The 12831-nt window shown below is 58.5% G+C and carries 9 protein-coding genes and 2 rRNA genes; all 11 read left to right on the top strand.

All coding sequences use genetic code 11. The features are described 5' to 3' along the window. Positions 1 to 367: 367 nt before the first annotated feature. The 11 genes from C8C95_RS17880 to glnL all read left to right on the top strand — a co-directional run bounded on the left by C8C95_RS17880 (position 368) and on the right by glnL (position 12802). Positions 368 to 3246, top strand: a 23S ribosomal RNA gene (locus tag C8C95_RS17880). A 143-nt stretch (positions 3247 to 3389) separates the two neighbouring features. Further along, a 5S ribosomal RNA gene (rrf, locus tag C8C95_RS17885) occupies positions 3390 to 3502 on the top strand. Between the two features lie 97 nt (positions 3503 to 3599). Beyond that, positions 3600 to 4352 (top strand): 16S rRNA pseudouridine(516) synthase, encoded by a 753-nt coding sequence (locus C8C95_RS17890; RefSeq protein WP_116749457.1) that lies wholly within the window; start codon positions 3600 to 3602, stop codon positions 4350 to 4352. A 273-nt stretch (positions 4353 to 4625) separates the two neighbouring features. Then, positions 4626 to 5612: a YncE family protein gene (locus C8C95_RS17895; RefSeq protein WP_116749458.1), complete on the top strand. Its 987-nt coding sequence runs from the start codon at positions 4626 to 4628 to the stop codon at positions 5610 to 5612. A gap of 23 nt (positions 5613 to 5635) precedes the next feature. Further along, entirely contained in the window at positions 5636 to 6457 is an 822-nt protein-coding gene (locus C8C95_RS17900; protein ID WP_116749459.1) for a polysaccharide deacetylase family protein, read from the top strand. 97 nt (positions 6458 to 6554) lie between these two features. Continuing rightward, positions 6555 to 7568, top strand: coding sequence for a sterol desaturase family protein (locus tag C8C95_RS17905; RefSeq protein WP_116749460.1), 1014 nt, complete (start codon positions 6555 to 6557; stop codon positions 7566 to 7568). A gap of 35 nt (positions 7569 to 7603) precedes the next feature. Further along, positions 7604 to 8545, top strand: coding sequence for an EI24 domain-containing protein (locus C8C95_RS17910; protein ID WP_116750342.1), 942 nt, complete (start codon positions 7604 to 7606; stop codon positions 8543 to 8545). Next, positions 8542 to 9363 carry a molybdopterin-binding protein gene (locus C8C95_RS17915; protein WP_116749461.1) on the top strand — a complete coding sequence of 274 codons (822 nt, stop codon included), beginning with the start codon at positions 8542 to 8544 and terminating at the stop codon, positions 9361 to 9363. Before C8C95_RS17910 ends, C8C95_RS17915 begins: the two co-directional genes overlap by 4 nt. 172 nt (positions 9364 to 9535) lie before the next feature. Next, positions 9536 to 10951 carry a type I glutamate--ammonia ligase gene (gene glnA, locus C8C95_RS17920; RefSeq protein WP_056067757.1) on the top strand — a complete coding sequence of 472 codons (1416 nt, stop codon included), beginning with the start codon at positions 9536 to 9538 and terminating at the stop codon, positions 10949 to 10951. Positions 10952 to 11173: 222 nt separating this feature from the next. Next, positions 11174 to 11695, top strand: a complete 522-nt coding sequence (locus tag C8C95_RS17925; protein WP_056067114.1) for a hypothetical protein — start codon at positions 11174 to 11176, stop codon at positions 11693 to 11695. An 81-nt stretch (positions 11696 to 11776) separates the two neighbouring features. Further along, positions 11777 to 12802: a nitrogen regulation protein NR(II) gene (gene glnL, locus C8C95_RS17930; protein WP_043566259.1), complete on the top strand. Its 1026-nt coding sequence runs from the start codon at positions 11777 to 11779 to the stop codon at positions 12800 to 12802. The last annotated feature ends 29 nt before the right edge of the window (positions 12803 to 12831 follow it).

The following is a 12831-nucleotide window of genomic DNA, read 5'->3' on the forward strand; positions in this document are numbered from 1 at the left end:
GAAATTCAACACCAAAGCTGCTTTGAAAGAGGCTGCTTTGTTGTTGATCAATATCGATTGATCAATCGGCTGTTCTTTAAAAATTCATAGAGTCGAAATCAGAGTTGCCAGGGGAAACTGCACATTCGTAAAGGTTTAGTGCAGACCGTGCCCCTGGTGACAAATTTTTGATTGCGTCAAAACGAATGTTCAATGAGCAAACGTGATTGCGAAAGTGATTGCGAGGTAATTTGAACTCAGTAATGACGAATGTTTCTTGATAGTGATATCGAGGAATTATTCACATTACGGCATAACGCGTCAGGTGAAAGACCTGGCAAGTCCTTGAGATGACGGCGATATCTTGAAAGAGATGTCAAAGTTATAGGGTCAAGTGACTAAGAGCATGTGGTGGATGCCTTGGCGATTACAGGCGACGAAAGACGTGATAGCCTGCGATAAGCTTCGGGGAGCTGGCAAATAAGCTTTGATCCGGAGATTTCTGAATGGGGAAACCCACCTCGCAAGAGGTATCGCATACTGAATACATAGGTATGCGAGGCGAACCGGGTGAACTGAAACATCTCAGTAGCTCGAGGAAAAGACATCAACCGAGATTCCGAAAGTAGTGGCGAGCGAAATCGGAAGAGCCTTCTAGTGATAGCACGACTGTTAGCAAAACGGGATGGAAAGTCCGGCCATAGCAGGTGATAGCCCTGTATGCGAAAACAGACGTGTGGTACTAAGTTAGAGAAAAGTAGGGCGGGACACGAGAAATCCTGTCTGAATATGGGGGGACCATCCTCCAAGGCTAAATACTCGTAATCGACCGATAGTGAACCAGTACCGTGAGGGAAAGGCGAAAAGAACCCCGGGAGGGGAGTGAAATAGATCCTGAAACCGCATGCTTACAAAAAGTAGGAGCCCGCAAGGGTGACTGCGTACCTTTTGTATAATGGGTCAGCGACTTACATTCAGTGGCAAGGTTAACCGAATAGGGAAGCCGTAGAGAAATCGAGTCCGAATAGGGCGAATCAGTCGCTGGGTGTAGACCCGAAACCAAGTGATCTATCCATGGCCAGGATGAAGGTGCCGTAACAGGTACTGGAGGTCCGAACCCACTAGTGTTGCAAAACTAGGGGATGAGCTGTGGATAGGGGTGAAAGGCTAAACAAACTTGGAAATAGCTGGTTCTCTCCGAAAACTATTTAGGTAGTGCCTCAAGTATTACCTGCGGGGGTAGAGCACTGTTTAGGCTAGGGGGTCATGGCGACTTACCAAACCTATGCAAACTCCGAATACCGCAGAGTACAGCTTGGGAGACAGAGCACCGGGTGCTAACGTCCGGACTCAAGAGGGAAACAACCCAGACCGCCAGCTAAGGTCCCTAAAATTGGCTAAGTGGGAAACGAAGTGGGAAGGCTAAAACAGTCAGGATGTTGGCTTAGAAGCAGCCATCATTTAAAGAAAGCGTAATAGCTCACTGATCGAGTCGTCCTGCGCGGAAGATGTAACGGGGCTAAGCCAGTTACCGAAGCTGCGGATTTGCAATTTATTGCAAGTGGTAGGAGAGCGTTCTGTAGGCCTGTGAAGGTGTCTGGTAACGGATGCTGGAGGTATCAGAAGTGCGAATGCTGACATGAGTAGCGTTAAAGGGGGTGAAAAGCCCCCTCGCCGTAAGCGCAAGGTTTTCTACGCAACGTTCATCGGCGTAGAGTGAGTCGGCCCCTAAGGCGAGGCAGAGATGCGTAGCTGATGGGAAACAGGTCAATATTCCTGTACCGATCAATAGTGCGATGTGGGGACGGAGAAGGTTAGCTCAGCCAACTGTTGGATATGTTGGTTCAAGCCTGTAGTCGTGCCTGGTAGGCAAATCCGCCGGGCTTAGATGAGGGGTGATAACGAGTCTGCTTGCAGACGAAGTGAGTGATACCCTGCTTCCAGGAAAAGCCACTAAGCTTCAGCTATTGACGACCGTACCGCAAACCGACACTGGTGCGCGAGATGAGTATTCTAAGGCGCTTGAGAGAACTCAGGAGAAGGAACTCGGCAAATTGATACCGTAACTTCGGGAGAAGGTATGCCCCAAGTAGGTGAACTCGTACAGAGGGAGCCCAACGGGGTTGCAAAAAATCGGTGGCTGCGACTGTTTAATAAAAACACAGCACTCTGCAAACACGAAAGTGGACGTATAGGGTGTGACGCCTGCCCGGTGCTGGAAGATTAAATGATGGGGTGCAAGCTCTTGATTGAAGTCCCAGTAAACGGCGGCCGTAACTATAACGGTCCTAAGGTAGCGAAATTCCTTGTCGGGTAAGTTCCGACCTGCACGAATGGCGTAACGATGGCCACACTGTCTCCTCCTGAGACTCAGCGAAGTTGAAATGTTTGTGATGATGCAATCTCCCCGCGGAAAGACGGAAAGACCCCATGAACCTTTACTGTAGCTTTGTATTGGACTTTGAACAGATCTGTGTAGGATAGGTGGGAGGCTTTGAAGTGAGGACGCTAGTTCTCATGGAGCCAACGTTGAAATACCACCCTGGTGTGTTTGAGGTTCTAACCTAGGTCCATTATCTGGATCGGGGACAGTGCATGGTAGGCAGTTTGACTGGGGCGGTCTCCTCCCAAAGCGTAACGGAGGAGTTCGAAGGTACGCTAGTTACGGTCGGACATCGTGACGATAGTGCAATGGCATAAGCGTGCTTAACTGCGAGACTGACAAGTCGAGCAGATGCGAAAGCAGGACATAGTGATCCGGTGGTTCTGTATGGAAGGGCCATCGCTCAACGGATAAAAGGTACTCTGGGGATAACAGGCTGATACCGCCCAAGAGTTCATATCGACGGCGGTGTTTGGCACCTCGATGTCGGCTCATCTCATCCTGGGGCTGTAGCCGGTCCCAAGGGTATGGCTGTTCGCCATTTAAAGAGGTACGTGAGCTGGGTTTAAAACGTCGTGAGACAGTTTGGTCCCTATCTTCCGTGGGCGCTGCAGATTTGAGGAAGCCTGCTCCTAGTACGAGAGGACCGGAGTGGACACACCTCTGGTGTATCGGTTGTCACGCCAGTGGCATTGCCGAGTAGCTAAGTGTGGAAGAGATAACCGCTGAAAGCATCTAAGCGGGAAACTCGTTTCAAGATGAGATCTGCCGGGGCCTTGAGCCCCCTAAAGAGTCGTTCAAGACCAGGACGTTGATAGGTCAGGTGTGGAAGCGCAGTAATGCGTTAAGCTAACTGATACTAATTGCTCGTGCGGCTTGACCCTATAACTTTGATAGCCAACACGCTCACAGCGTGAAGCTCAAAGTCTGTTATGCCAAGTTAGACGCAGTCAAAACACAAACATCTGATTCCAGACTCTATGAATTCGCCAGGCAGTTCACAAAAACTGCCCAGCACCAAGTTATGCCTGATGACCATAGCAAGTTGGTCCCACTCCTTCCCATCCCGAACAGGACAGTGAAACGACTTTGCGCCGATGATAGTGCGGGTTCCCGTGTGAAAGTAGGTCATCGTCAGGCTCTTACAGCCCAGAAAACCCCAGTCAGTTATGACTGGGGTTTTTTGCTTTGGGATAACAACAAATCATCCCTTCTCGCTGACCCCCGGGTATTGACCATGCAACTACAAGACATTCTGTATTCCCAAGGTTTTGGTACGCGTCGTGTTTGCGCAGGCCTTATTCAGCAGGGATGGGTCTCGGTGCGTGAGGCATCTTCGCCCAATGCCGAGTACGTGCTCTGCACGGAGGCTACCGCAGGCTATGAGACTGAAGGACTGCTGTTACGTGTGCAGGGTGTGGATTGGCCGTTCCACGCCAAAGCCTACGTGCTGCTTCACAAACCCGCCGGCACGGAGTGTTCTCAGAAGCCTTCTACGTACCCCAGCATCTACACGCTTCTGCCTCCGCCGTTGCGCCAGCGGCCCACGAAGAGTGCGGTACAAGGAGTGCAGGCGGTAGGGCGCCTTGATCAGGACACAACGGGTATGTTGCTATTGAGCGATGACGGGCAATTCATTCATCGCTTGAGTTCGCCCAAGAAGCATGTTCCGAAGGTTTACCAAGTGACGACCAAACACCCGGTGGACGAGACACAGGTGTCGAAATTGTTGGCGGGGGTTGTGCTGGACGATGATCCCACGCCGGTGCGTGCTGCAAACTGCTCCATTGTGGGTTCCCATCGCTTGGATATGACGCTGACTGAGGGCAAGTACCACCAGGTCAAGCGGATGATTGCAGCGGTTGGCAATAGGGTGGAGGGGCTACATCGCTCTCGCATTGGAAGCATGGATTTGCCTGCGGATTTGGCCCCCGGCCAATGGCGATGGCTCAATGCTTCCGATCTGTCACTGTTGAACAGCAACGCTTGAGCATGTTGTCCGGAGGAGTGGCCTCTTTTGACTGGCTCAGAGCGCGCGGCCAGGGCACTGTGCCTCATGTCGTTGATCCCTTGACTGCTGACGCTGGGAGAGCTCTGCTGGCAAGTTGTGGTCTCGCCCTGCGATATGGTTTGGCACCCCAGGCAGCGCAATACCGGGATGACCTGAGTCAAAGAGAGCACGATCGTCCTGATGTTACGTGTTGTCGCTCGGGTCCGCGCTGGGCGCGGCGCTACACTTCAAGGCTGTGTTGAAAGTGGTTTTGTGAAGATTCTCTCGATTGCACGCATCTGCGTTGTGGCCCTTGGTGGGTGGTGTTACTCCTTGGCCAGTGTGGCGGCGGGCGCTCCGCCGCTTTTTGTACTCAATTCGCTGGAGGCCAACGTCAGCGTCATCGACCCGGTGACCTGGACTGAGACGGCCCGCATACCTACAGGTAAAGAGCCGCACCATCTGTATCTGACCCCCGATGAAAAGTCGATCATCGTGGCCAACGCGCTCGGTGACACGCTGACGTTTGTGGACCCCCGTACCGCCGAGGTGCAGCGAACCGTACGTGGGATTGTGGACCCCTACCATCTGCGATTCAGTCCCGACATGAAATGGTTCATCACGGCCGCCAACCGTCTGAATCACGTGGACTTTTACCGCTGGGACGGCAAGGACCTGACCCTGGTGCAGCGCGTGGCCACATCGCGCACCCCCAGCCATCTGTGGATCGATAGCCGCAGCACCACCGTCTATTCGACCATGCAGGACAGTGACGAACTGGTGGCGATTGATATTGCCACCCAGACCATCAAATGGCGCGTCAAAACAGGCCCCATGCCTGCGGATGTCTACGGCAGTTCCGATGGCAAGCACCTGTTTGTGGGACTGACGGGCGGTGACAGCGTGGAGGTGTTCGATATCTCCGGGCGTGAAGCGGTCAGCGTCAAGCGGATCAAGACAGGCAACGGTGCTCACGCCTTTCGTGCTGCTGGCGACGGGCACCACCTGTATGTGAGCAATCGCGTGGCCAACTCGATCAGCAAGATCGACATGAACACCCAGCAGGTCGTCGAGTCGTACCCCGTGCCGGGCGGGCCCGATTGCATGGATGTTTCGGCGGATGGCCGTTATATCTACGTCAGTTCGCGTTGGGCCCGGAAGCTGTCTGTGGTGGACACCCAGGCAAAGAAGGTGGTGCGCCAGGTCAACGTGGGTAAATCGCCCCACGGCGTATGGACCCTGCAACACGCGCCACGTTGAGCGCGGTACAGCCGGTGAGAGGTATGTTCCTCAGCGCTTTTTGTGGATCACGCAGCAGGCGTCGCGATGCTATTGTATTGATAGCTTTTTGGGCATGTTTCACTAGCGCTACCGCGCAGAATGAATGCAAAAAGCCCCTGTACCTGACCTTTGACACTGGCCACATGGAAGTGGCGCCTTTGGTGGCTGAGGTGCTCAGGCGCCAGCAGGTGCACGTGACCTTCTTTGCTGCAAACGAGCGCACGAAAGAAGGCGATGGAAGTCTTGGAGACCATTGGGCCCCGTGGTGGCGTGCACGCGCCGCGGAGGGCCATGAGTTTGCTTCCCACACCTGGAACCACACCTACTGGCGTGCCGATGCTGGCGGCGCGTCGCATCCGGCATTTCGGGTCCGTCCCTCTGCGGGACAGCGTGAGGGTCAAAGCTTTGTGATGTCCGCAGCTGAATACTGCGAAGAAATTGCCCGTGCTGCGGATCGTTTGAAGGCCATTACCGGCAAGACGCCTTTGCCCCTGTTCCGCGCGCCTGGCGGCAAGACCTCTGCACAATTGATTGCCAGCGCGAAGGCCTGCGGTTATGTGCATGTGGGGTGGTCGCCTGCCGGCTTCTTGGGGGATGAGCTGCCCAGTGAGACGGCCAGCAACACCGCGCTGCTGAACAAGGCGCTGCGTGATGTGCGCAGTGGCGACATCCTGCTGGCGCACCTGGGGATCTGGTCGCGCAAGGACGCCTGGGCGCCCGCTGTGCTGGAGCCTTTGATTGAAGGGCTCAAGCAGCGAGGGTTTTGCTTTCGCACCTTGCGGGATCATCCTGACTATGCGGCCGCAGCGGCTCAGGTTCGCTAGATGGGCTGTGGGATCAAGTTGGATCGCGTGCGCCGTGGCTGCGGGCGCACGCGCCGCATGTTTGCATGAATAACCAGGTGCCAGGGAGCGCGACACGATGGGATGGCTAGGCGGTGTATTTGACAGCGTGCAGCAATGGCTTTTTGAGAGCGTGCTGCAGCCGCTGATGTTCACCACAGGGCTGGCCAGCCTGCTGGAGAACGGCTATGAGGCCTCCGGCTGGCTGCTGGTGGGATTGCTGCAGCTGGTGGTCATCGTGGCTGTGATTGGCCCCATGCAGCGCTGGTGGCCGGTGGAGCAGATCAATGACCGCGCCACCGTCCGCACTGACATCCTCTACACCCTGATTCACCGGCTGGGACTGTTCCGGCTGGCGCTGTTTTTCACGGTGGATCCGCTGGCGGATTCACTGTTTGGTGCCTTGCGTGTGGCGGGTGTCAGCACGTTCCAGCTCGATGGCCTCTGGCCGGGTGTGACGGACATCTCCTGGGTCAGCTTGCTGCTGTATCTGGTGGTGTTCGATTTTGTGGACTACTGGATCCACCGGGGGCAGCATCACTTTGAGTGGTGGTGGCGCCTGCATTCGCTGCACCATGCACAGCAGCAGATGACGATGTGGAGCGACAACCGCAACCACCTGCTTGATGACCTGCTGCGCGACGTGATTCTGGTGACGGTGGCGCAGCTGATTGGTGTGGCGCCGGGGCAGTTCATTGCCATCGTGGCTATCACCCAGCTCAGCGAGAGCTTTCAGCACGCCAACGTGCGGCTGTGGTTTGGTCAGGTGGGTGAGCGGCTCTGGATCAGCCCCAGGTTTCACCGCCGGCACCACAGCATCGGCATTGGCCACGAGACGGTCAAGCCAGCGACTGACGCTGCAGCAGGTTTGCCAGCCGCGCAGCCGCGCGTGGTGCTCGGCGGCCACAACTTCGGGGTGCTTCTGCCCTGGTGGGACATGCTGATGGGCACGGCCAACTTTGAAAAGCGCTTTGACCCCACGGGCGTGCGCGACCAGGTCGAGCCGGGCCCCGATGGCCGTGTGCGCGACTACGGCGCGGGGTTCTGGTCCCAGCAATGGCGGGGCGTACTGAGGTTGCTGGGCAAGGCCTGAGCGGCTTGGCGGGCGCTGCCTGTATGCTTGCCGCCATGGGATTACTGCTTGATTCTTTCTGGCGTGCCGCTGCCTATTGCCTGCGTCCGCGGGTGATTGCGTTGTCGCTCTTGCCTCTGTTCTTGATCGCCGTTTTGGCACTCGGCCTGGGTTACTTCTACTGGGACGCGGCGGTGCAGGGGATGCGCGCATTGCTCGATGCGTCCTCGTTGCTGGCCAGCGTTTGGGGTTGGCTTCAGGGCTGGGGCCTGGGGGATGTGACTGCTGTCATGGCGCCGTTGATGGTGGTGCTGGCCGTGGCGCCTGTGCTGGTGGTGGTGTCGCTGCTGGCCGTAGCGGTACTCATGACCCCCGCCCTGGTGGCATTGGTGGCTGCGCGGCGGTTTCCGGATCTGGAGCGCAAGAAGGGCGGGTCCTTCATTGCGAGTGTGGCCTGGTCGGTAGGGTCCACGGTGTTGGCGCTGGTGGCGCTGGTGGTGTCCGTTCCGCTGTGGCTGGTGCCGCCGCTGGTGCTCATCCTGCCGCCGCTGATCTGGGGTTGGCTGACCTACCGGGTGATGGTGTTCGACGCCCTGGCAGATCACGCCAGCAAAGAAGAGCGCCTGGAGATATTCCGCCGCCATCGCAGCAGCCTGCTGGGCATTGGCATCGTCACGGGCTACCTCGGGGCAGCGCCCAGCATTGTGTGGGCATCGGGCGTGGTGTTTGCCGCCGCGTTTTTTGTGCTGGTGCCGCTGGCGATCTGGATCTACACCCTGGTGTTCGCGTTTTCCTCGCTGTGGTTCACGCACTACGGTCTGGCCGCCCTGCAGCGCTTGCGTGCCGAGCGGGCCACCATGGCGCCGATGACCGGGCCCGCCCCATTGGCCGAAGCGGCTGTGCACCCCAAAGAAGCGCCAGCTCTGAACATGGCGGCACCCCCAGCCCCCGCGCTGCGGCCCCCTGCAAATCCGAACCCTGGAGACAATCCACCATGACCCCCACCTTTGGTCTCATCATCGTCGGTGACGAGATACTGTCAGGCAAAAGGGCCGACAAGCACATGCCCAAGGTGATCGAGCTGTTATCGGCGCGGGGCCTGTCGCTGGCCTATGCCGACTATGTGGGCGACAGCCCGGACCGCATCACGGCCACTTTGCAGCGGGCGTTCGCGTCGGCCGATGTGGTGTTCTCGTGTGGCGGCATTGGCGCAACCCCAGACGACCACACGCGGCAATGTGCTGGACGTGCCCTGGGCCGGGATCTGGCCCTGCACCCAGAAGCCGAGACGCTGATCCGCGAACGCATGCAGGATGTGGCGCGCGAGCAGGGCGTGCCCTATGAGCCCGACCGGTCCGACAACGTGCACCGCCTCAACATGGGCATGTTCCCGGTGGGTGCGCGCATCATCCCCAATCCCTACAACAAGATCCCCGGCTTCAGTTGCGACGGGGCTGGGGGCGGTGCCGTGCACTTCGTTCCGGGCTTCCCAGTCATGGCCTGGCCCATGATCGAATGGGTGCTGGAGCACCACTACGCAGCCCATTTCAACCTAGCACCGCAGACCGAGCAGTCGGTGGTGGTTTATGGTGCGATGGAGGCAGCCTTGACGCCCCTCATGGAGCAGATTGAAAAATCGCACCCGGATGTGCGGGTGTTCAGTTTGCCCAGCGTAGATCATCCACAATACGGGCGGCATATCGAACTGGGTGTCAAAGGGCCCGCGTCCTCGGTGCCTGCTGCATGGCAGGCTTTGAAAACAGGATTGCACGAATTTGGTGCAAATTGCGGCCCTGAATTGGTGCGCAACCTGTGAGACTCAGATTTGGTAGATGGATTGCACCATATTGGTGCTTTTTGGCGTATGCCACGCCGACCTGTCGCGGGTAGCGCTCCTTCATAGTGCGGTGCTGCACTCGGCTGGCACGCAAACTGCTTTTATTTCGGCAAACTCTTTTTTCAACAAGCGCTTTATCCAGGAGAACCTGATGGCCAAGACCGTTGCAGACGTGATGAAGATGGTGAAGGAGAACGAAGTCAAGTTCGTTGACTTCCGTTTCACCGATACCCGTGGCAAACAACAGCACACCACGGTGCCCGTCTCTCACTTCGACGAAGACAAGTTCACTTCGGGCCATGCCTTTGACGGCTCGTCGATCGCCGGTTGGAAGGGCATTGAAGCCTCCGACATGCAGCTGATCCCCGACCCGAGCACGGCCAACATCGATCCGTTCTTTGAAGAAACGACGCTGATCCTGACCTGCGACGTGATCGAGCCCACCGACGGCAAGGCCTACGACCGCGATCCCCGCTCCATTGCCAAGCGCGCTGAAGCTTACCTGAAGGCCTCCGGCCTGGGCGACACGGCCTACTTCGGTCCCGAGCCAGAATTCTTCATCTTCGACGGCGTGCGCTGGAGCACCGAACCCAACAACACGTTCTACGAAATCGAAGAGTACGAAGCCCCCTGGAACACAGGCGCCAAGCTCGAAGGCGGCAACCGTGGCCACCGTCCCACCGTCAAGGGCGGCTACTTCCCCGTGCCTCCCGTCGACAGCACGCAAGACATGCGCGCCGAGATGTCCCTGATCCTCGAATCCCTGGGCATTCCAGTCGAAGTGTTCCACCACGAAGTGGCGGGCGCTGGCCAGAACGAAATCGGTACCCGTTTCAGCACCCTGGTTGAGCGCGCCGACTGGACCATCCTGCAAAAGTACGTGATCCACAACGTGGCCAACGCCTACGGCAAGACCGCCACTTTCATGCCTAAGCCTTACCACGGCGACAACGGCTCCGGCATGCACGTGCACCAGTCCGTCTGGAAGGACGGCAAGAACCTGTTCGCTGGCGATGGCTATGCTGGTCTGTCGGACTTCGCGCTGTACTACATCGGCGGCATCATCAAGCACGCCCGTGCCCTGAACGCCATCACCAACCCCGGTACCAACAGCTACAAGCGCCTGGTGCCTCACTTCGAAGCACCGGTGAAGCTGGCCTACTCGGCCAAGAACCGTTCCGCTTCGATCCGTATCCCTTACGTGGCCAACCCCAAGGGCCGTCGCGTGGAAGCCCGCTTCCCCGATCCACTGATGAACCCCTACCTGGGCTTCGCAGCCCTGCTGATGGCCGGTCTGGACGGCGTGGAAAACAAGATCCATCCTGGCGAAGCCGCTACGAAGGACCTGTACCACCTGCCTCCAGAAGAAGACAAGCTGGTGCCCACCGTATGCCACAGCCTGGACCAGGCCCTGGAACATCTGGACAAGGACCGCGCGTTCCTGACCAAGGGTGGCGTGTTCACCGACAGCATGATCGACGCCTACATCGATCTGAAGATGAACGAAGTGACCCGCTTCCGCATGGCAGTGCACCCTGTCGAGTACGACATGTACTACTCGCTGTAATCGTCTGCCTGCAGACCATTGCTCAAGAAAAGGCGGCGCAAGCCGCCTTTTTTCATGGGCGGGCGGCGGCGCTACCTGCGCCGAACGCGTGCGGCGGAACCAAGACGCCAGGTGTTGCATCCGTATACACAGCCCTTCAAGGGTCTGCCCTTGTTGGATTGGAGATGTAGGGTGATTGGGGGATACTCCCCTGTCCCCTGCATGTCAGTGCGAGGAAACCGAATGAATAAAACGCTCATCACCCTGCTCCTCATTGCCGCCACCGTCCCCGCAGTCCAGGCGCAAGACCGCATCTACCGTTGCGGCAACGAATACACCAACAACGCCCAGCAAGCCAAGGAGCGCGGCTGCAAGCTGGTGGAGGGCGGCAACGTTACCGTGGTGCAGGGCACCCGCCCAGCGTCTGCCGCAGCTCCTGCAGCGGGTGGTGCGGCAGCCCCGTCGTCTGCGACCTCGCCCGCAAACGCTCCACGCGTCAGCAACAACGAGCAAAAATCCCGCGACTCGGATGCCCGCGCGATTCTGGAGTCCGAGCTGCGCAAGGCGGAAACGCGCCATGCCGAACTGCTCAAGGAATACAACAACGGCGCCCCCGAGCGCAACGCACTCGATCTGCGCAACCCCCAGCGCTACACCGAACGCACGGCCGAACTCAAGGCCAGCGTGGCCCGCAGCGAGAGTGACATTGCGGGTATCAAGCGCGAGATTGCCCGCCTGCCTGCCCCTGCTGCACCCACCAACTGACCGCGGTGATTGCGTGTGAGTGCCCCTTCTTCCTCCGACCTTCCCGGCACTGACACCGGGCGTTTTCATTCCCTGGACCTGATGTCCACCCTGGTGGCGGTGCTGCGCGCTGACGATGGCGCGGTGCAGTTTGCCAATGCCGCGCTGGAAAACACACTGGGCCTCTCGCGCCGCACCCTGGAAGGGGCGGACTTCTCTACCTTCTTCACCGACCCGGCACTGCTGCAGACCGCACTGGCGGGCGCCCGGGGCAAGGACTTTGCCGCGCTGCGCTACGAGGCCAGCCTGAAGCGCCTGCACCAGGACCCGGTACCCGTGCATGTCAACGTGGCCGATGCCGAGCAGGTGGGCGAAATTCTGGTGGAGCTGTGGCCGCTGGAGCAGCAGGCCCGCCAGGACCGCGAAGAGCGCCTGCGTGACCAGGCCCAGGCCAACAAGGAGCTGATCCGCAACCTGGCCCACGAGATCAAGAACCCGCTGGGCGGCATTCGGGGCGCGGCACAGCTGCTGGAGATGGAGCTCGACAACCGGGAGCTCACCGAATACACCCAGGTCATCATCCACGAGGCCGACCGCCTGCAGAGCCTGGTGGACCGGCTGCTCGCGCCCCATCGCCACCCGCACCTGGTGGGCGATGTGAACATCCACGAGGTGTGCGAGCGCGTGCGTTCGCTCGTGCTGGTCGAATACCCGCAGGGCCTCAAGGTGCAGCGCGACTACGACACCTCGATTCCCGAGTTTCGCGGGGACCGCGCGCAGCTCATTCAGGCGGTGCTGAACATCGTGCAGAACGCAGCCCAGGCGCTGTCAGAGCGCATCGCCAAGGGGGATGCCGTGATCACGCTGCGCACGCGTGTGGCCCGCCAGGTCACGTTCGGCCGGCAGCGCTACCGGCTGGCACTGGAATTGCATGTCATCGACAACGGACCGGGCGTACCCGATGCCATCAAGGAGCGGATTTTTTATCCACTGGTATCGGGTCGGGACGGCGGATCAGGGCTGGGGCTGACGTTGGCGCAAACCTTCGTGCAGCGTCACCACGGGTTGATCGAATGCGACAGCGTACCGGGTCGCACCGACTTCCGAATCCTGATCCCCTTGCCCTGACAGCGCATGACGGTCCCTGACACGCAACC

Origin of the sequence: Acidovorax sp. 99, assembly GCF_003096455.1 — a bacterium.
In the GTDB taxonomy this organism is placed as follows: domain Bacteria; phylum Pseudomonadota; class Gammaproteobacteria; order Burkholderiales; family Burkholderiaceae_C; genus Acidovorax; species Acidovorax delafieldii.